Below are 18,968 nucleotides of genomic sequence, written 5' to 3'. Positions count from 1 at the left end.
AACGGGCAAGGTGACAATGTCGGTTGCGCGGTTGCGGCGACTGGCGGCGGACCTGCCGCCTTGGGCGGTCGACGTGTTCCTGGCGGTGATCGCCGGGGTCGCGACGGTGTACCGGATCGGGTACGGCGTGCTGCAAGCCGGCGACCGAGCACCGGACGCCGTCGGGTACGGCATCGGAGTGGCGATGTCGGTCATCCTGCTCGCCCGGCGCCGGTGGCCCGCGCTGACGTTGAGCGGTGTCGCGGTGCTGTGGGTGGGCTATCACATGCTTGACTACCCGGGCGGCGCTCCCGCGGTGCCGGTGTGGGTGGCGTTGTACTCGGTGGCGGTCTCGTCGCGGCGGCGTGCCGGCCTGGCGGTGGCCGGTGGCCTGCTGGTGTCTGACGCGCTCGCTCGCACGGCACAGACCGGTGCTCGGCTGTTCGACGCCGCGCTCGACAGTTCCACGCTGCTGTTCCTGGCCGCGCTCCTGCTCGGTGACGGGGTGCGCAGCCGGCGGGCTTGGCGTGCGGAGCACGAGGCACGCGGGGCGCTGCTGGCCGCAGAGCGGGAGAGGGCAACCGCGCAGATGCTCACCGAGGAGCGGCTGCGCATCGCCCGGGAGTTGCATGACGTTTCAGCACACACGCTGGCGGTGATCTCAGTGCAGGCGAGCGTGGCCGCCGAACTGATCGATGACGACCCAGGACGAGCAGGTGAAGCGTTGGAAGTCGTGCGTAGCGCATGCCGGGAGGCGATGGGCGAGCTGCGCGCGGCGGTCGGTGTGTTGCGAGCCGCCGACGTCATCGATGTCCACGATGACGGCACGCCGGACGTTTCGGCACTGGCGCACGGGCTGGAGCGGTTGCAGGATCTGGCGACCGCGCACGGTCTGCGTGAACCGTGGATCAGCATCAGTTACGTCGGCGACCGATGCCCGTTGCCACGGCTGGTGGAGATCACCGCCTATCGGATTGTGCAGGAGTCGGTAACCAACGTGCTGCGGCACGCCGATGCCACCCGGGCCGACATCACGGTCGAGTTCCGCCGGGACGGTCTGGGGCTGGAGATCCGCGACGACGGCCGCGGCTCGCCCGCGTGGCGCGGCAATGCGTCGCCGGGTGGCAACGGGCTGGTCGGCATGGCGGAACGGGCGGCGAGCCTCGGTGGGTCGCTCGACGCCGGTCCGGTCGGCGACGCCGGCGGTTTCCGGGTCCGGGCCTGGCTGCCGGTGGTGGTCTGACCGTGGCGATCCGGGTGCTGTTGGCCGACGACCAGGCCTTGGTCCGCGCGGGCTTTCGCGTGCTGCTGGAGCGCGCCGACGATATCGAGGTCGTCGGCGAGGCCGCTGACGGCGACGAGGCCATCACGCTGGCCCGGGCCCATCGACCTGATGTTGTCCTGATGGACGTGCGGATGCCGGGCACGGACGGGTTGACCGCCACCATGCGCCTGGTCGGCGACGTACGCCTGCCCAACACGAAGGTGCTCATCCTGACCACGTTCGACCTCGATGAGTACGTCTTCGCCGCGTTGCACGCCGGTGCAAGTGGCTTCCTGCTCAAGGACGTCGGACCCGAGGACCTGCGCAACGCCGTGCGCGTCATCGCTGCCGGCGATGCCCTGCTCGCGCCGAAGGTGACCCGCCGGCTCATCGCCGCGTTCGCCGGTCGCCCCGGCCGGCAGGGTACGCCGCTGGAGCGCCTGGACACGCTGACCGCGCGCGAACGGCAGGTCGTCGCGCTCGTTGCCGACGGCCTGTCCAACCAGGAGATCGGCGACCGGCTCGGCATGAGCCCGGCGACCGCCAAGACGCACGTCAACCGGGCGATGGCCAAGCTCGACGCCCGCGACCGCGCGCAGTTGGTGGTCATCGCCTACCAGTCCGGGCTGGCCGGCATACCGCGGTTGCGGTAGTCGCCGTAGCGCGGACGCGGTACCGAGGTCGCAGCGCTGAGCGGATGGCCGCGCGCCGACGGATCCCTACCGTCGGTGCCATGACAACAACAAACACGACCGCCCGGGAATCGCAACTGCGCCCCGGCTCGGTGGTGCGACTCCTGCGCCGCTGGCCCTGGCGCTCCTCAGGGATCGCCGGCGGTGTCGGACTCGCGCTGATGCTGCTGCTCTACGCCGGAACGCCCCTGCGCGGCATCGCCCTGGCCAGCGCAACAAACATGGCAGCGGTGCTGTTCTTCCTGGTCGGCGGGGTGGTCCTGGCTGCGAGCGCCGGCACGGGTCCCTGGCTGTGGCTGCTGGCACGTCCGTTCGCCGTCGCGCTCGTCCCCGCACTGTCCTGCTGGTGCGCCATTGTGCTCCTCCGCATCGTCATCCTCACCGATGAGCCGGTCGCCGAGACCGTGTTCCAGGACGGCTTCGGCCGGGCGATCGTGGTGTACCAGGCGGCCACGCTTGCCGGCCTGGTCGCCGGTGCGGTCCGGTGGGTCGCGTACCGCCTCACCGCTGTGCGGGAGGGCTGATGCACCGCCTGTCCAGCATCATCGCCGGCGGATGTCTCGTCGCCGCGCCCACATTCCAGGCCCTGTCCACGTACTTCTGGAACGACGGCTTCCAGGGCGTCGACACCGGCACGCTCATCATCCTGGCCACTGTCTGCTGGATCGTCGGCCTCACCGCCGTGTTCCGCTCGATCGAGGACCGGGTTCCGCGGTACACCGCACTCGCGCATCCCCTAGCGATGTACGGCTGCGTCGGGGGCGCCGCATTCGGCGTACAGGGCATGCAGGAGGAGCTTCTCCATGCCACCCACGCCGAGGCCGTTCGACTGCTCGGTGAGCACCCGTCCGCCGCGTTCCTGGCGTTCTGGATCGCCGGCGTGCTGTTCCCCACGTCCGTCTTCGTCCTCGGCGCGGTCCTGATCCGAATCCGCGCCGTACCGGTCCCGGTCGGCCTGCTGACCTGCGCGGGTGCGTTGGCGTTCCCGCTCAGCCGTATTCCGAGGGAACCGGCTGTGGCGTATGCGGCGGACCTGTTGCTGCTGCTGCCGTTCGCGTACCTCGGAATACGCCTCGCCGTCCAGGCACTCGGCAGCGACAGCGCCCACCGATCGCCGCAGGTTGCACGACGGATCAGGCCGTGACGAACGCCTCGGCCTGGACGACGTCGGCCACGGCTCGGCCCGACCGGCTGAGCGGCATCGTCGGGGGCTGGTCGTGGTGTTCACCGGCTGACGGTGGCGTAGCCTGCCGCCTTCCCCGCCGCGGCGAGCTCGGTTAGCTCCTGCTCGACGGCGGGCGGGACCGGGCCGCGCATCCATGCGGTGAGGGCAGAGGGCACCGTCAAGCGGCACCTGAACAGGATATTCTCGAAGCGCGGCACGGTTTCTCGCATCGACGCCGTCAACACATACATCGTTCTTTCAGACGAGCAGGCCCTCACCTGACATGACGGAAAGCGGACGTTGCCGAGATGACAATGAACGAACTGGAAGAAGGTCTCGGACTCGAGCTCGACTTCCTGAAGATCCATGACATCGCCCGCTCCGGCAGTCGTGTGATTCCTGTCGCGCTGCAGGACGTCGCCACCGGCGAGGTCCTGTTCATCGGATACGCGAATCAGGCGGCCATCCACGCGTCCCGACAGGAAGGTATCGCCGTTCTCTGGTCCACATCACGGCAGGAACTCTGGCGCAAGGGCGCCACATCGGGCGACGTTCTCAAGCTCGTCGACATCCGGGTGAATTGCGAGCAGAACTCGCTGCTCTACCTTGTCGAGCGCACCCGCACCGGCGCCTGTCACACGCGTTCGCAGAGCGGGGCAACCCGCCCCAACTGCTACTACCGGCGCATCGTCGACGGCGATCGGCTGGAATGCGTCGATGGTGGATAGGCCTGCGGCACACTCGATCGTCGGACGCAGACCAGGCGCACCCCGGGTGGGCGGCAAGGTCGTACTGGTGCCCTAGCAGGTCTCCTACGATCCCGTCCAGCTCGAGCCGGGCGAGACCGGCTGCAACACCCGCCGGTACACCAACCCGGCCCGGTAGACGCCGCCGAGCACGCATCAGGTCGGCGGATTCGACGCCATGTAGGCGAGCCAGCCGCCGTATGCGGTGATGTCGGGGGCATCCTCGACGGCCACGGCCTCACACAGGAAGCCGGTGACGGTCGAGCCGTCCTCGAGCCGCACCTGGCCCAGCGCCATGGGGGTGGGCAGCGCGGCCAGGAACGGGCCGACCGCGGCCTGCGGCAGTTCCCACAGCTCGCCTTCGATGGCGCCGCCGCCGTTGGTGACGCGGACCAGTCCCGGTTTCGGTGGTGCGGTGGCCAGGGCGTGCAGCCGGTACTGCGGTGCGGTGCGGACCCGGCGGAGCAGGCGGCCACCCGCCCCGGTGAGCTGATGGTTGAGCGGCTGTCCGCTCAGGTGCGCGCCGACCACCATCACCGGCAGTCCTCGGCCGCCCCTGCCCGCCGGGGCTTCGCCGCTCAGCAGTGCGGCGATGTCGCCGGCGACCGCGTCGGCGAAGCCGCGCGCGATGACCTGGACGCCGAAGTTGGTGCCGCCGGCCTCGCCGGCCGGCACGGCGACGGCGCTGAGGCCGAAGAGGTTGCAGAAGTTGGTGTAGGTGCCGACGGCGGCGTTGACACCGATCGGGTCGGCGTCGACCTCGGCGATCGTCGGGTGGATCGGGGCGGTCGGCAGCAGCAGCGCGTCCGCGTCGCCCCAGGCGGTCATGGCCTCGCGGCGCAGGTGTGCCAGCCGTTCGGTGTCGGCGACGAGCACGTGGGCGGGGATGTCGCGGGCGGCGCCGATGATCGCCCGGACGGTCGGGTCGATCTCGTCGGGGTGCTCGTCGATGAAGGCGCCGACGGCGGCGTACCGTTCGGCGACGAACCCGCCGTTGTAGAGCAGTTTCGCCGCGGCGAGGAACGGTGCCAGCCGGATCGGGCGCAGTCGGGCGCCGCGGGTCTCCAGGGACGTCGCGGCCTGCTCGAACGCGTCGAGCCACGCCGGTGCCATGCCGGTCAGCTCGCCGCGGTCCGGCACCGCGACGATCGGGTGCGGCGGCGCGGCCAGCGGTGCGTCCACCGGGAACACCGGATCGCTCATGATGGCCATGGCCTCGGTGCCTTCGGCGACGGTGCGGGCGAAGACGGTGACGCAGTCGAAGCTGCGGCAGGCCGGCACCACCCCGTCGGTGGGGACGAGCCCCGGTGTCGGCTTGACACCGACGATGCCCTGGAACGCGGCGGGCACCCGGCCGGAGCCGGCGGTGTCGGTGCCGACGGCCAGGTCGGCGATGCCGAGCGCGACGGCCACGGCGGAGCCGGAGCTGGACCCGCCGGCGACCCGGGCGGGGTCGCGGACGTGACGGACCGCGCCGTACGGGCTACGCGTGCCGACCAGGCCGGTGGCGAACTGGTCCAGGTTGGTCTTGCCGAGGATCAGTGCGCCGGCGTCGACGAGGCGCTGCACGGCCGGGGCGCTGCGTCCGGGCCGGTAGGCGTACGCCGGGCAGGCCGCCGTGGTGGGCAGGCCCGCGACGTCGATGTTGTCCTTGACCGCGAGCAGCCGCCCGGCCAGCGGCAGGTGTGCTCCGGCGGCGAGGCGGGCTTCCACGGCGGCGGCGTCGGCGAGCACGTCACGCTCCGGGCGCAGCGTGATCCACGCTTCGGGTCGTTCGCCGAGGGCGAGCCGGGCGTAGGCGGCGCGGACGCGGTCGGTCGGGGTCATCAGATTCCTTTCGTGGATACCCCGGCCTTCAGGCCGGGGAGGAAACGGAACCCCTGCGGAGCAGGGCAAGGGCAGCCGATCCGCCGCTAAGGCGGACCGGCGTGTACCGGCGTGTCGCCGCAAGGTTCACCACAAGACTGTGAACATGTGAGCCATGTCCAGGAGTGTGAAGCGGGCGTTCAAGTACCGCTTCTACCCGAGCCCGGGGCAGGCAGCCGAGTTTGCCCGGACGTTCGGGTGTGTCCGGCTGGTCTACAACATGGCGTTGCAGGCCCGGACCGAGGCGTGGACGCTGCGGCAGGAACGGGTCAGCTACAACACCACCAGCGCGATGCTGACCGCGTGGAAGAAGACCGAGGAACTGGCGTTCCTCAACGACGTCTCCTCCGTGCCGTTGCAGCAGGCACTGCGGCACCTGCAAGTCGCGTTCGCCAACTTCTTCGCCAAACGCGCCCGGTACCCAAGCTTCAAGAGCAAGAAGAAGTCGCGCCGGTCGGCCGAATACACGACCAGCGCGTTCCGCTACCGCGACGGCCAACTCACGTTGGCGAAGATGGCCGAACCCCTGCACATCGTGTGGTCCCGGCCCCTGCCCGACGGTGTGTCCCCCTCCACGGCGACCGTCAGCCAGGACGCGGCGGGGCGCTGGTTTGTGTCCCTGCTCTGCGACGACCAGATCGAGCAGAGCCCGGCCACGGACGCGGTCGGCATCGACGCCGGCCTCGACAGCCTGCTCGCCCTGTCCACCGGGGAGAAGATCAGCAACCCGCGGCACGAACGCCGCGACCGGGCCCGGCTGGCCCGCGCGCAGCGAGCGTTGTCCCGCAAGGAGAAAGGCTCCAACAATCGGGCGAAGGCCCGGGTCAAGGTCGCCCGCGTCCACGCCCGGATCGCCGACCGGCGCCGCGACCACCTGCACAAGCTGACCACTCGGCTCGTTCGTGAGAACCAAACGATCGTGATCGAAGACCTGACCATCCGCAACATGGTCAAAAACCACAGCCTGGCCCGTGCCATCTCCGACGCGGCCTGGCGGCAGTTCCGCACCCTGCTGGAGTACAAGGCCGAATGGCACGGCCGGAACCTGGTCGTCGTGGACCGCTGGTTCCCGTCGTCCAAGCTGTGCTCTGTCTGCGGTGCCCTCGCCGAACGGATACCGCTGCACGTACGGTCGTGGACGTGCCGGTGTGGCATCGTCCATGACCGTGACGTGAACGCGGCCCGCAACATCCTCGCGGAGGGGCTCTCCGTGACTGCCTGTGGAGGCGGTGTAAGACCTCAACGAGAGTCCTCTCGGACGGGGCAGTCGTCGGCGAAGCAGGAACCCCCTGGGGCGACCCAGGCAATCCCCGTCCCTTGAGGACGGGGAGGATTGTCAAGCCAGCACCACCAAAGGGCTGCCCGGTGCCACCTGGGTGCCGGGGGTGACGAGGACGTCGATGACCGTGCCGTCGCGCGGTGCGGTGACGACGCTCTCCAGTTTCATCGCCTCGAGGGCCAGCAGCGGCTGCCCGGCGGCCACACGGTCGCCGGGGCGGACGTCGACCCGCCACACGCTGGCGACGAACGGGGCCTCTACCAGTGCGCCGCCGTCCGGCACGGACACTGTTGAGGCGGCGGGCGGCGCCTGCGATTCGGGGCGGGGGTCGAACTCGCCGGCCGCGGCCCAGGCTTCGCGTTCGGTGCCGAACGCGGCGGCCTGCTTGGCCCGGAAGGCGGCGATGGAGGCGGCGTTGCCGGCCAAGAAGGCTTCGTGATCGGCGAGGCGGAAGGTGCCGTCGTCGATGCGCAGCCGGTGCCGCCCGGCGGCGACGTCGGCGCGCAGGTCGAGCAGTTCCTCGGCGCCGACCGGGTACCACTGGATGCGGTCGAAGTGGCGCAGCAGCCACGGGTCACCGGCTTCGCGCTGCCAGCGGGACCAGACCTGCACGGTACGGCCGACGAACTGGTAGCCGCCGGGGCCTTCCATGCCGTAGATGCACAGGTAGGCACCGCCGATGCCGACGGCGTTCTCCGGGGTCCAGGTCCGGGCCGGGTTGTACTTGGTCGTGACGAGCCGGTGCCGCGGGTCGAGCGGGGTCGCGACCGGTGCGCCGAGGTAGACGTCGCCGAGGCCGAGGACCAGGTAGCTGGCGTCGTAGACGGTGCGGTAGACGTCGTCGACCGACGCCAGGCCGTTGACCCGGCGGATGAACTCGATGTTCCACGGGCACCACGGCGCGTCGTCGCGGACGCCGTTGATGTAGCGGGCGATGGCCTCCCGGGTGGCCGGGTCGTCCCAGGACAGCGGCAGGTGCACGGTCCGGCTGGGCACGACCAGGTCGCGGGTGGCGGGCAGGTCGGCCTGCAGCGCACGGACCAGTCCGAGCAGCTTGCGCACCGGCAGCCGGGCCGGGTCGACGTGGACCTGCAGCGAGCGGATGCCCGGGGTGAGGTCGACGACGCCGCCCAGGCCCTCGGCGCGCAGCCGGTCCATCAGGGCGTGGGCGCGCATCCGCAGGCCGAGGTCGAGGGTCATCGGGCCGTACTCGATGAGCAGGTTGTCGTCGCCGGAGCGCCGGTAGGTGACATCCTCGTCGCGGGCCAGGATGCCGTCGTCGGCCGGCTGCAGCAGCGGTGTGCAGTCGAGGTCGGAGACGGGCACGAACCGCACGGTGTCGCCGGGGGCGAGCTGGCCGAGCTTCCACCGGTCGGCGGTGATGACGGTGGCCGGGCAGACGAACCCGCCGAGGCTGGGCCCGTCCGGGCCGAGCAGGATCGGTACGTCACCGGTGAAGTCGACGGCGCCGACCGAGTACGGGGTGTCGTGGATGTTCGACGGGTGCAGCCCCGCCTCGCCGCCGTCGGTGCGCGCCCACCGCGGCTTCGGGCCGATCAGCCGGACGCCGGTGCGGGCGGAGTTGAAGTGCACCTGCCACTGCGCGGCGTAGAACGCGTCGATGTCCTCGCGGGTGAAGAACTCGGGGGCCGCGTGCGGCCCTTCGGTTACCCTGAGCCGCCAGTCACGGCCGATCACCGGTCGCTGCGCCACCGGTACAGCAGCGGCGGCTGCTCCGGTCGGTGCCGCCGTGCGCAGCACGTCGCCCAGGCGGAGGGTTCGGCCGCCGTGCCCGCCGAACTGCCCGAGGGTGAACGTCGCCGCACTGCCCAGGTACGCCGGGACGTCGAGCCCGCCGGCGAAGAGCACGTAGGTGCGCAGGCCGCCGCCGGTCGCCCGGCCCACGTCGAGGACCGAGCCGGCGGGCACCCGGACCGGCTCCCAGTGGGGCACCGGGACGCCGTCGACGGTGACCGGCATCGCGGCGCCGGTGATGCAGACGGTGGTGTCGGCGGTGCACCGTAGCGCCGGTCCGTCGACGGTGCACTCCAGGCCGGGTGCGCCTTCGGGGTTGCCGAGCGCCTTGTTGCCGAGCCGGAACGAAAGGTCGTCCATCGGCCCGGACGGTGGCACACCGACCTCCCACAGCCCGGTGCGGCCCGGCCAGTCCTGCACGGCCGTCAGCGTGCCGGCCCGTTCCACGACGATGCGCGGCTCCGTGTCGTGCACGCCGGCGAGGGTCGCCGTCGCGTGCCGGGCGGCGAGCACGTCATCGTGGCCGGCCGCCGCCCGCAACAGGCCGAGGTTGGTTTCGATGCCGTCGACGCGGGTGGCGAGCAGGGCGGTGCGCAGGTTGGCGAACGCCTCGTCGCGGGTCGCTCCGGTCACGATGACCTTCGCGAGCATCGGGTCGTACGCCGTGCTCACCTCGGTGCCGGCCTCGACCCAGCCGTCGACCCTCACGCCGGCCGGGAACTCGACATTGGTGATGAGGCCGGCGCTGGGCCGGTGGTCCTGGGTGGGGTCCTCGGCGTAGACCCGGGCCTCGACGGCGGCGCCGGCCCCGCCCCGGCGGGGGGTGTCCAGGACGGTGTCGTCGCCCTGGGCCAGGCGCAGCATCCACTCGACCAGGTCGACGCCGAGGACCTCCTCGGTGACCGGGTGCTCGACCTGGAGGCGGGCGTTGACCTCGAGGAAGGACGCCTGTTCGCGTTCGGCGTCGTAGACGAACTCGACGGTACCCGCCGACCGGTAGCGCACCGACGCGCACAGGGCCGCCGCCGAGGTGTGCAGCCGCTCACGCACGGCGTCGGACAGTCCGGGCGCGGGCGCCTCCTCGATCACCTTCTGGTTGCGGCGTTGCAGGCTGCAGTCGCGGTCGCCGAGCGCGACGACGCGGCCGTGGCCGTCGCCGAAGACCTGGACCTCGACGTGGCGGGCCCGCCGGATGAAGCGTTCCAGGAAGACGCCGCCGCTGCCGAAACTGGCGACGGCGAGGCGCTCCACCCGGTCGTAGGCGGCGGTGAGCTCGGCTGGTGTGTGGCATGCCTGCATACCGATGCCGCCACCGCCGCCGGTCGCCTTGACCATCACCGGGTAGCCGATCCGGCCGGCGGCGGCGAGCGCCTCGTCGAGGCCGGACAGCAGACCGGTGCCCTCGATCATCGGCACGCCGGCCGCGTGGGCCAGCTCACGCGCGGTGTGCTTGGCGCCGAACGCGGTGAGCTGGGCGGGTGTCGGCCCGACGAAGGCGAGCCCGGCCGCTTCCACGGCGGTGGCGAAGGCGGCGTCCTCGGAGAGGAATCCGTAACCGGGGTGCACGGCACCGGCGCCGGTGGACAGCGCCGCGTCGAGCACGCGGTCCACCAGCAGGTAGCTCTGCCGGGCCGGGGCCGGCCCGAGCCGTACGGCCTGGTCGGCCAGGCGCACGTGCGGGGCGCCGCGGTCCGGGTCGGAGAAGACCGCGACCGTCTTGAGGCCGAGCCTGGCGGCGGTGCGGATGATGCGGCAGGCGATCTCGCCGCGGTTGGCGACCAGCAGGGTGTTGAACACGTGGCTACTCCCCCGTGACAATCATGCGGACCGGCGTCGGGTCGAAGCCGTTGCACGGGTTGTTGATTTGCGGGCAGTTCGATATCAGGACCAGCACGTCCATCTCGGCGCGCAGCGCGACCCGCAGGCCGGGGGCGGAGATGCCGTCGACGATGCCGAGGCTGCCGTCCGGGTCGACCGGGACGTTCATGTACCAGTTGATGTTGCTGACCAGGTCCCGTTTGCCCAGGCCCCACCGGGCGCCTTCGATGAGGAAGTTCTCCACGCAGGCGTGCTGGTGCTTGGTGTGCTGCCCGTAGCGCAGGGTGTTCGACTCGCGGCTGCAGGCGCCGCCGACGGTGTCGTGCCGGCCCACCTCATCGCCGACGACGCGCATCAGCGCCCGGCCTTCGCTGGAGTGCAGCACGCTGCCGGTGGTCAGGAAGATGCCGCCCTGCGCGGCGATCGTGTCCGGCGCCGAATAGCGTTCGCTGGTGTCCTCGGCGTTGTAGAGCAGACAGTCGACGGCCTGGTTGCCGTACAGATCCACGATGGTCAGGACCTGGCCGCGGCGCACGATCGCCGACCAGGGCGCGCGGGCGGCGACGGTCTCGTCGAGCACGATCCGACCGGCGACCAGCGCCGGTGCAGCGGTGGTTGTCATGCGATCCCCCGGGCGGTGAGGTAGTCCGCGGTGTTGAGCAACGCGCGCTCGCCTTCCGGCGTCCGCGACCACAGGGCGTCGGCCGGCGCGGTGGGTAGGCCGGGCCGGGCCTCGATGCGTACGGGTGTGCAGGTGTACGCCTCGCGCGGATCGAGCGGGTGCGGCACGTTGGCCAGCAGCACGATGAGCGGCATCTCCGCGCGCAGTTCCACAATCGCGCCGGCCCCGGCCGATCCGAGCCAGGTGCACGCGCCGTCGTCGCCGACGCGGACCCCCTGGAAGAACGAGATGCACGGCGGCAGGTCCCGGCGGGTCAGGCCGTGTTTGGCGGCGGCCAGGGTGAACAGCTCCCGCCCGGCCGGTGTCGGGCTGTGCGGCGAGCCGTCGCCGTACCGGCCGGTGTTGCTGGTCAGCGTGGAGGTACCGCAGAAGGTGTCCGAGCGGTCCTGGGCGCCTACCGTCACCGAGGCGAGGACGCGCCCCTGGTCGGACAGCAGCAGGTGGCCCTCGCCGATGTACGCCTGCCACAGGACTTTGACGGTGTCGGCGACGTTGAGGCGCTCCCACGGCTCGTCGGCGTTGAACAGCAGCACCGAGACGCAGGCGTCGCCGTACAGGTCGGTCAGGCGCAGTGTGGTGCCGCGGGCCAGCCGTTTGCCGGCGTAGCCGCCACCCGGGACGGTCTCGGCCCAGCTGAGGCCGTCACCGGCCGGGATGGTGGGCATGCACTCCACGACGGTGCCGCCCTGGGCGCGGGCGTGTTCACGCGCGCCGGCGGTGGTGGCGGTGCTCATGCGGACTCCCCCGCGGCGACGGGCGCGGTGACGGGCGCGGCGAAGTCCAGCCGCGGGTGCAGGGCCGCGACCCGGGCGCGGTGGCGCAGGTAGGCCAAAGCTCCGGCGAGCAGGGCGGCGCCGACGAACAGCAGCGAGAAGTAGTGCAGGTACCAGTGGGTGCCGGCCGGGTCGTAGACCTCCTGCCGGGGCCAGCCCAGGTTGAGGATCATGCCGATGCCGTAGAGCACGGCCACGGCGTTGACGACGATGCCGAACCGGCCGAGGGAGAACAGTTTGCCGCCGCGTTCGGTGGCGGCGGCGCCCTCGCTGTGCGGCCAGCCTCGGCCGCGCCGGATCAGCAGCGGGACCGTGACCAGGGCATAGGCGATGTAGAGCAGAACGATGCAGACGCTGGTCAGGGCGGTGAACAGGGCGGCCTGGCCGATGTTGACCAGCAGGACCGCGGCCGCGCCGACACCGACGACGACCGCCGGCACCGCCGGCGTACCGGTGCGCGGGTTGACCTTGCTGAGCGCGCCGGAAAACGGCAGGACACCGTCGCGCGCCATCGAGAAGATCATCCGGCTGCCGGCGGTCTGGATCGCCAGGGTGCAGACTGCGACGGCGATCGCCACGTCGACCAGCAGGATCCGGCCGCCGGTCTGGCCGAGGCGGCTCGTCAGCACGTACGGCAGGCCTTCGGTGGCCAGCCGGCCATCGGTCAGGCTCGGCGCGGCCATCAGCGCGACCAGCAGCATCAGGCCGCCGCCGATTCCGGAGGCGGCCAGCGCCCGCAGGATCGTCCGCGGCGCGATGTGCCGCGGGTCGCGGGTCTCCTCGCTGAGCTCGCCGGCGCTGTCAAAACCGACCACCACGTACGCGGCCATCAACGCCGACACCAGGAACGGACCGACGTAGGACAGGCCGCTGCCCAGACCGCCGGTGTCGAAGACCACGCCCGGTCCCCGCTCGACGTTGAACAGCAACAGGATCACGACGACCGCGACACCGATGATCTCGAGGGTCACCCCGGTGCTGTTGACGATCGCCATGAGCCGCACGCCGCTGACGTTCACCAACGTGGTCAACGCGATCAGGATGGAGCCGAGGACGACGGCGTTGGTGGCACCGCTGGTGGAGGTGAGCGCGGGATCGCCGCCGACGAGCTGGAAGCCGGACCAGATCTGCGGAAGCACCACCTGCAGGGCGATCGCGGCGGCGGCGACCGTGACGATCTGCGCGACGATCATGACCCAGCCGGCGAACCAGCCGATCGTGGCGTTCGACAACCGCCGCGACCACTGGTAGATGCAGCCGGAGAGCGGGTAGCGGGCGGCGAGCTCGGCGAAGTTGAGCGCCACCATGAACTGGCCGGCGAAGACCAGCGGCCAGGTCCAGAAGAAGGCCGGGCCGCCGAACGAGAACCCGAAGGCGAAGAGCTGGAAGACCGTCGTGAGGATCGACACGAAGGAGAAGCCGGCGGCGAACGATGCGTAACTGCCGATGCTGCGGCGCAGTTTGGGCTCGTAGCCGAAACCACGCAGGTCTACGGCGTCAGCTCGGTCGCCCGCCGGCGGTGTCGCCAGGGTGGGGGTAGTGGACAAGACCGCCTCCTCGATGCAGGCGGCGGCGGGTGCTGGCCGACCCGCCGCCCGAATACCTGTCGGGTGACAGATTTGCCGGTGTGAGATCGACGGTCGTTTCCCGGCCGTAAACCTTCGATTGCCGGATGTGTCGGCGCGGTTACGTCGCGGCCGGATCGACCGGGACATCGACCGCGTGCGACGATGCTGGCGTGAGCTCCGCACCTTCAGTCGGTCGTCCCCGCTCCGGAGCTCGGCGCCTGCCTGTCGGTACGGCGCGGGAAGAGATCCTCGACGCCGCGGCCGAGCTGTTCGCCGAACGGGGGTACGCCGCCACGTCGACCCGCATGATCGCCGAGATGGTCGGGGTGCGGCAAGCGTCGCTCTACTACCATTTCAGCACCAAGGAGCAGATCCTCGCCGAACTACTCGAGTCCACCGTCGGCCCGTCCCTGGCCTACGCCGAGCGACTGGCCCAGGAGGCACCGAGCCCCGCCGACGCCCTGCATGCGCTCGTCCGGTACGACGTCGGGGTCCTGCTCGGCGCGCGCTGGAACGTCGGCATCCTCTACGCGCTGCCCGAGATCGCGACCGAACCGTTCACCCGCTTCCGCGCCGACCGCGAGCAGCTCAGGGCCGCCTACCGCCGCCTGGTCGCGGCCGTCGCCGGCGCCTCTTCGCCGGACGCTGACGTGACCGGCGACCTGGTCTTCGGCCTGGTGGAGAGCGTCATCGGCATGCGCCGCGACCTGCCGGCACTGCCACCGCCGGACCGGCTCCAACAGACGGTGGCCGCGGCGGCGTTACGCCTCGCCATCACCCCGTGCGCCGAGCCGGATTGACGCAACGGGCATGAACCCTTTCGTCACTGGGGCCTTGGGCTACTGCGGGGCCAGCTGCTGACGAGCGCTCGGCGAACATGACCGCGACGACGTTCGCTCAGCGCGAGCCGGGAGTGGTTCAGCGCGCGGCGGGACCGGTTGTCGCCGCCCCGGTGGAGCCCGGTTCGTCCGTCATGGCCGTCGCGGGATGGATCGTGGCTGAGCCGCGACCGCATTGGCCGCGAGGCAGGCGGGCGTCCGGCCTGGGCCGCCGCCCGGGAGGCCTCGTGGTGGTGCGCGGATCAGGGCAGCGTGGCCATCCATTCGCGCAAGGTGGTGACGAAGAGGGCGGGGTCCAGGGCGTGCATGAGGTGGCCCGCTTGCGGGAAGGAGCGGTAGTCGAAACGCTGTCCCGCGGCGCTGACCAGTTCGCCCACGCGGCGCGCCTGCAGATCCGAGATCGCACCCTGCAGGGCGCCGGTCGACTCGTCGATCCGGCGGAAGTGGTGGGTGAACAGGACCGGGACCTTCACGGCGCTCAGCATGCGTTCGTGATCGCAGGAGGCGCTGACGGTGCCGGTCGCGAACGCCCGGCCCCACTCCGGGTCGTACTCCTTCAGGCGCTGCGGTGGCGTGTCGCCGTCGATTCCCAGGATCCCCGACATGAAGGGCGGCAGCTCGTTGCGCGCGGCCGCGCACAAACCCGGCCAGTCCGCGATGCTCCACTGGTCGCCGAGATACTTGTTCAGCAGGGCGAGCATCGGTCCGAGTCCCTGGCGCAGCGACGGTCCGTACGCCGGGTCGATCTCGGAGGCGAACAGCGGCGGATCCTCGTAGCAGGCCGCGCGGATCATGCCGGGCGGCGCGTAGGCCGACAGCCAGGCCGATACCACTCCGCCGGAGGACGTGCCGCTCACGATCGTCGGGCGGGCGATCCGCCCGGCGATGAAGCGCACGAGGTCGTTGCCGAAGTTGTCGATCGTGTATCGGCCGGGTGTGCGGGTCGACCGGCCCTGGCCGCGCAGGTCCACGGCGAAGACCTGGAAGTCGTCGGCCAGCAGCGTCATGGCCTGCTCGAAGCCCCACCAGGACTCGGTCTGGGCCGGGACGAGCAGCAGTGCGGGCCGGTCCGGGTCGCCCGCGACGGCGTAGTTGATCGTCACCTCGCCGGTGTCGAAGCTCGCCTCGTCGAAGGCGTGGGACACGTACGTCTCGTCGGGTGTCTCAGGTCCGTACCGCATGAAGATCCTTCCGGTCAGAGGGAGCGCCTGTGCATCCAGTGCGCCGGCGAGCGCTTCGCATCGGTCGCGGCGGTCCTCGCTCGTACGGAAGCGGGTGTTCGCCGCGCCGGCCGCGTCGACGCCCGGCGAGACGCTTGAATCGCTCGACGGCGGGACGGCGGGTCCTCTCGCACGCGTCGAAGGCCGCGGCCGCCGAGCCCTCGCCGACGAGAGCGGCCGCGAGCGCGATGGCGTCCTGGCGCAGCACGTTCTTGGCGACCTTGCCGACGTTCGTCAGCGGGAAGGCCGGGACGATCTCGACCCGCTCGGGGAGCTTGTACTTCGCCAGCCCGCAACCCAGCAGGTACTCGCCGAGGCCACGCACCGTCAGCGGAGCCGCGCCGGGCGCAAGCACCAGGTAGGCGCAGGCCTTCTCCCCCAGCAACCGGTCGGGCATGGCCACGAGCGCGACGTTGACGACGCCGGGGTGCCGGGCGATGAGCTCCTCGACCTCCTCGGCGTGGATCTTCTCGACGCCGCGGTTGATGACGTCCTTGATGCGCCCTTCGATGGAGTAGAAGACGCCCTCGGGGGTGTGGTGGCGCCGCGCGAGGTCGCCGGTGCGGTAGAAGCCGTCGGGCGTGAAGGCCGTGGCGTTGTGCGCCGCCGCCCGGTAGTAGCCCCGGATCGTGTACGGGCCGCGGGTGACGAACTCGCCGATGTCGCCGTCCGGGACGTCGTCCGCGCTGTGGGGGTGCAGGATGCGCACCTCGTCGAGCGGTGAGATCGGGGCGCCCACCGTGTGGTGGCGCACGTCCTCGCCGGCGTCCGCGGGCGTCAGCAGGAACATCCCCTCGGCCATGCCGAACATCTGCCGCACCGCGATGCCCAGCTCGTCGCGCAGCCGCTCGGCGACCTCGACCGCCAGCCGCTGCCCGCCGACGACGACGTCCCGGAGACAGGAGAAGTCCGTGCCCTTGGCGCGCGGCGACTCCAGCAGGCGGATCGCCAGCGCCGGGGGCAGCAGCGGGAGGACGTCGGGGCGATGCTCCTCGATGAGGTCGAGGAGGGTGTCAGTGTTCGCCGAGCGCGCCAGGACCAGGCGGGAGCCGGCGAGCAAGGCCGGTTGCAGGGCCAGCGACACACCGGCGTTGTGCAGCAGCGGCAGCGGGTAGAGCAGCACGCTGCCGGGCCGGTAGTGCATCGTCTCGGCCCAGGCGCGGGAGTTGTAGGCGTACTCCTCGTGCCACCGGGGGGCGACCTTCGGCAGGCCGGTCGTCCCGCCGGAGAGCTGGAAGACGGCGATCTGCTCCGGGTCGAGTTCACGCCACGGCAGCCGATGGACATCGGTGCCGTCCCCCGCGTCGAGCACTTGCCGGTAGTCGACGGCGCCGTCGAGACTGCCACGGACCGCGACCACCTCGGCCGGTCTGCCCTCGGCCATCAGCTGCTCGGCGACCCGGACGAGCCGGCCGCCGTCGTGGTCCAGCTGTGTGATGAGCAGGGTGGCGCCGACGTGCTCGGCCAGCAGCCCGATTTCGCGTACCCCGTGCTGCGGCAGCGTGCACACCGGTCGCAACCCGGCCAGCAGGCACCCCAGATAGCTGACGACGGTCTCCGACACGTTGCCCATCTGGAACATCACCGGGTCGCCGATCCGGGCGCCGGTCACCGCGCCGATCCCGCCCGCGAAGCTCGCCGCGGCCGCGAGGAGTTCCTCGTACGTCCAGGTCCCGTCCTCGGTGACCAGGGCGACCCGACCGGCGTGCCGCTCGGCCGCCGCCACCAGTTCGGCCGCCAGAGGCTGTGCCCGCCAGAGGCCGGCCGCCCGATAGCGATCTCGGTCGGCCGCGGTGAAGGCCACGTGACCCTCTGGACTCATCGAGCCAACCCCTCTGATCAGGCGCCATACGGCGTCATCATCATGGGCTGGCTTTACGTCTACGTCAATAGTTCGACGATTACGTCAAGTTTCCACCGGCGGCGTCAGGTTGTCGACGCCTGCGCAACAAATCGCCTGACCGTGACTAGACTCCGTGCATGACTGCGCAGCACGAGGGCCAATCGCCGAAGCCTGCGCGCAGCACAACCCGGCGGACGCTGGTGACCACCGAGCTGCTGGACCAGGCGACGCAACTGTTCGCCGCCAAGGGATACGAGAGCACCAGCCTGCAGGACATCGCCGACGCCATGTGCATCTCGCGGCCGGCCCTCTACCACTACGTACGCAGCAAGGACGACCTGCTCGCCATGCTCGTCGAGCAGGTCAGCCAGAACCTCGCCGACGTGCTGGCCGACCTCGCCGCGCGGGCGGACCTCTCCCCCACCCAGAAACTCCGCGAGCTCACCGGGCTGCTCGTCCGCCAGCGCGTCCAGCACCCGGCCCAGTTCCGGATCCTCGACCAGTCCGAGAAACTGCTCCCGGAACCGGCCGACACCAAGCACGTCGAAGCCAAGCGGCGCGTCCTGCGCGAGATGACGGCCATCATCGACGCGGGCGTGGCCACCGGCGAGTTCATCCCCGTCCCGGCCAGAACCGCGGCCCTGAGCCTGCTCGGCATGTGCAACTGGGTCGCGTGGTGGATCAAGCCCGGCGCCGAGGTGGAACCGATCGTCGCGACGCTGACCGGGTTCGCCCAGCGCATGCTGGCCAGCACCGCCGACGGCCGGCCCGCCACCCCCGCTGACGCCCTCCGCGAGATCCGCACCAACCTGGATTGGCTCGAACAGCGCATGTGACCCGGCCGGCCTCGCCTGAACCGTTGCGGGACGACGCCTCTGGTCAGGACGCCGCGGCGGCCGGCTGCGGATCCGCCGGGGCCGCGCCCGCGGCAACCGGCCCGATCAGCTCTTGCAGCACTTGCAGGGCACCGCTGATGCGCAGCAGGGTCGCCTGCAACTCGGTCCGGCGCCGGTCCAGATCAGCGAGCATAGCCTCGCCCTCGCGATATTCCTGGACGAGTTGCTCGATCCGTTCCTGCATCTGTTCTCGCATATCAGCCAGCTTTCCTCTCGAGGATGGCCACTCGGCGTTCGAGTTCCTTGACCGCCTGCACGAGCACGGCGGCGAGCTTGCCGTAGTCGACGCTGATCATGCCCGCGGCGTTGGTGTGGACGATTTCGGGCAGGACCGTGGCCACCTCCTGAGCGAGGACGCCGATCTGCCGCTGTCCCGTGGCGGCTCCCGAGGCCGGACCACCGCTGGCCTCGTCGACCCAGGAGAAGCGGACACCACGCAACCCGGCGATGGCGCCGAGCGCGTTGTCGAGCTCGACGACATCGGTCTTCAGCTGAGCGTCGGAGAGCATGGCGAAGCCGTAGGAGAACACGACGTTGTCTATCTGCGTCATTTGGGAGACGTGCATGGCTCCCGCGACGTCGA

General features: G+C 71.1%; 18 protein-coding genes. 8 read left to right on the top strand and 10 right to left on the bottom strand.

Going from position 1 to position 18,968, the window contains the following annotated elements; all coding sequences use genetic code 11:
* Positions 1 to 16: 16 nt before the first annotated feature.
* The 4 genes from AB0M46_RS04215 (at position 17) to AB0M46_RS04200 (ending at position 3,079) form a co-directional block, all read left to right on the top strand.
* On the top strand, positions 17 to 1,222 hold the full coding sequence (locus AB0M46_RS04215; RefSeq protein WP_363332826.1) for a sensor histidine kinase: 1,206 nt from the start codon (positions 17 to 19) through the stop codon (positions 1,220 to 1,222).
* 2 nt (positions 1,223 to 1,224) lie between these two features.
* Positions 1,225 to 1,896, top strand: coding sequence for a response regulator transcription factor (locus AB0M46_RS04210; protein ID WP_363332825.1), 672 nt, complete (start codon positions 1,225 to 1,227; stop codon positions 1,894 to 1,896).
* 80 nt (positions 1,897 to 1,976) lie between these two features.
* Positions 1,977 to 2,459: a hypothetical protein gene (locus AB0M46_RS04205; RefSeq protein WP_363332824.1), complete on the top strand. Its 483-nt coding sequence runs from the start codon at positions 1,977 to 1,979 to the stop codon at positions 2,457 to 2,459.
* Positions 2,459 to 3,079: a hypothetical protein gene (locus tag AB0M46_RS04200; RefSeq protein WP_363332823.1), complete on the top strand. Its 621-nt coding sequence runs from the start codon at positions 2,459 to 2,461 to the stop codon at positions 3,077 to 3,079. Before AB0M46_RS04205 ends, AB0M46_RS04200 begins: the two co-directional genes overlap by 1 nt.
* An 80-nt stretch (positions 3,080 to 3,159) precedes the next feature.
* On the opposite strand, the gene AB0M46_RS04195 is transcribed toward AB0M46_RS04200, so the two are convergent.
* Positions 3,160 to 3,282, bottom strand: a complete 123-nt coding sequence (locus AB0M46_RS04195; protein ID WP_363332822.1) for a hypothetical protein — start codon at positions 3,280 to 3,282, stop codon at positions 3,160 to 3,162.
* A gap of 132 nt (positions 3,283 to 3,414) precedes the next feature.
* On the opposite strand from AB0M46_RS04195, the gene AB0M46_RS04190 reads away from it, so the two are divergent.
* Positions 3,415 to 3,828: a phosphoribosyl-AMP cyclohydrolase gene (locus AB0M46_RS04190; RefSeq protein WP_363332821.1), complete on the top strand. Its 414-nt coding sequence runs from the start codon at positions 3,415 to 3,417 to the stop codon at positions 3,826 to 3,828.
* A gap of 174 nt (positions 3,829 to 4,002) precedes the next feature.
* On the opposite strand, the gene atzF is transcribed toward AB0M46_RS04190, so the two are convergent.
* Positions 4,003 to 5,673 carry an allophanate hydrolase gene (atzF, locus tag AB0M46_RS04185; RefSeq protein WP_363332820.1) on the bottom strand — a complete coding sequence of 557 codons (1,671 nt, stop codon included), beginning with the start codon at positions 5,671 to 5,673 and terminating at the stop codon, positions 4,003 to 4,005.
* Positions 5,674 to 5,827: 154 nt separating this feature from the next.
* On the opposite strand from atzF, the gene AB0M46_RS04180 reads away from it, so the two are divergent.
* Positions 5,828 to 7,033: an RNA-guided endonuclease TnpB family protein gene (locus tag AB0M46_RS04180; protein WP_363332819.1), complete on the top strand. Its 1,206-nt coding sequence runs from the start codon at positions 5,828 to 5,830 to the stop codon at positions 7,031 to 7,033.
* 15 nt (positions 7,034 to 7,048) lie between these two features.
* On the opposite strand, the gene AB0M46_RS04175 is transcribed toward AB0M46_RS04180, so the two are convergent.
* Genes AB0M46_RS04175 through AB0M46_RS04160 form a run of 4 tightly spaced genes read right to left on the bottom strand, consistent with a single transcriptional unit; the run spans position 7,049 to position 13,566 of the window.
* On the bottom strand, positions 7,049 to 10,543 hold the full coding sequence (locus AB0M46_RS04175) for a 5-oxoprolinase/urea amidolyase family protein (RefSeq protein WP_363332818.1): 3,495 nt from the start codon (positions 10,541 to 10,543) through the stop codon (positions 7,049 to 7,051).
* 4 nt (positions 10,544 to 10,547) lie between these two features.
* Positions 10,548 to 11,186, bottom strand: coding sequence for an urea amidolyase associated protein UAAP2 (locus AB0M46_RS04170; RefSeq protein ID WP_363332817.1), 639 nt, complete (start codon positions 11,184 to 11,186; stop codon positions 10,548 to 10,550).
* Positions 11,183 to 11,980, bottom strand: coding sequence for an urea amidolyase associated protein UAAP1 (locus AB0M46_RS04165; protein ID WP_363332816.1), 798 nt, complete (start codon positions 11,978 to 11,980; stop codon positions 11,183 to 11,185). The genes AB0M46_RS04170 and AB0M46_RS04165 overlap by 4 nt, the downstream gene beginning before the upstream one ends.
* A complete protein-coding gene (locus tag AB0M46_RS04160) occupies positions 11,977 to 13,566 on the bottom strand; it encodes an amino acid permease (protein WP_363332815.1) in 1,590 nt (529 codons plus the stop codon). The genes AB0M46_RS04165 and AB0M46_RS04160 overlap by 4 nt, the downstream gene beginning before the upstream one ends.
* A gap of 191 nt (positions 13,567 to 13,757) precedes the next feature.
* Between AB0M46_RS04160 and AB0M46_RS04155 the strand changes: the two genes are divergently transcribed.
* Complete coding sequence (locus AB0M46_RS04155) at positions 13,758 to 14,387, top strand: helix-turn-helix domain-containing protein (RefSeq protein WP_363332814.1); 630 nt, start codon at positions 13,758 to 13,760, stop codon at positions 14,385 to 14,387.
* Positions 14,388 to 14,668: 281 nt separating this feature from the next.
* Here the strand turns inward: AB0M46_RS04155 and AB0M46_RS04150 are convergent, their stop codons facing one another.
* On the bottom strand, positions 14,669 to 15,607 hold the full coding sequence (locus tag AB0M46_RS04150; protein ID WP_363332813.1) for an alpha/beta hydrolase: 939 nt from the start codon (positions 15,605 to 15,607) through the stop codon (positions 14,669 to 14,671).
* The gene (locus AB0M46_RS04145) at positions 15,591 to 17,468 is read right to left on the bottom strand and encodes an AMP-binding protein (RefSeq protein ID WP_363332812.1); all 1,878 of its coding nucleotides are present in this window, start codon (positions 17,466 to 17,468) and stop codon (positions 15,591 to 15,593) included. The genes AB0M46_RS04150 and AB0M46_RS04145 overlap by 17 nt, the downstream gene beginning before the upstream one ends.
* A 158-nt stretch (positions 17,469 to 17,626) precedes the next feature.
* Here AB0M46_RS04145 and AB0M46_RS04140 point away from each other — a divergent pair, with 158 nt between their 5' ends.
* On the top strand, positions 17,627 to 18,325 hold the full coding sequence (locus tag AB0M46_RS04140) for a TetR/AcrR family transcriptional regulator (RefSeq protein WP_363332811.1): 699 nt from the start codon (positions 17,627 to 17,629) through the stop codon (positions 18,323 to 18,325).
* 43 nt (positions 18,326 to 18,368) lie between these two features.
* Here the strand turns inward: AB0M46_RS04140 and AB0M46_RS04135 are convergent, their stop codons facing one another.
* Both AB0M46_RS04135 and AB0M46_RS04130 read right to left on the bottom strand, forming a co-directional pair.
* Complete coding sequence (locus AB0M46_RS04135; RefSeq protein WP_363332810.1) at positions 18,369 to 18,581, bottom strand: hypothetical protein; 213 nt, start codon at positions 18,579 to 18,581, stop codon at positions 18,369 to 18,371.
* Between the two features lies 1 nt (position 18,582).
* The gene (locus tag AB0M46_RS04130) at positions 18,583 to 18,936 is read right to left on the bottom strand and encodes a tail fiber domain-containing protein (RefSeq protein WP_363332809.1); all 354 of its coding nucleotides are present in this window, start codon (positions 18,934 to 18,936) and stop codon (positions 18,583 to 18,585) included.
* Positions 18,937 to 18,968 lie beyond the last annotated feature (32 nt).

It is taken from the genome of Dactylosporangium sp. NPDC051485, assembly GCF_040682015.1.
In the GTDB taxonomy this organism is placed as follows: Bacteria; Actinomycetota; Actinomycetes; order Mycobacteriales; family Micromonosporaceae; genus Dactylosporangium.
Note: the sequence above shows the minus strand (reverse complement) of the source record. Positions and strands in the feature narration are given on the sequence as shown.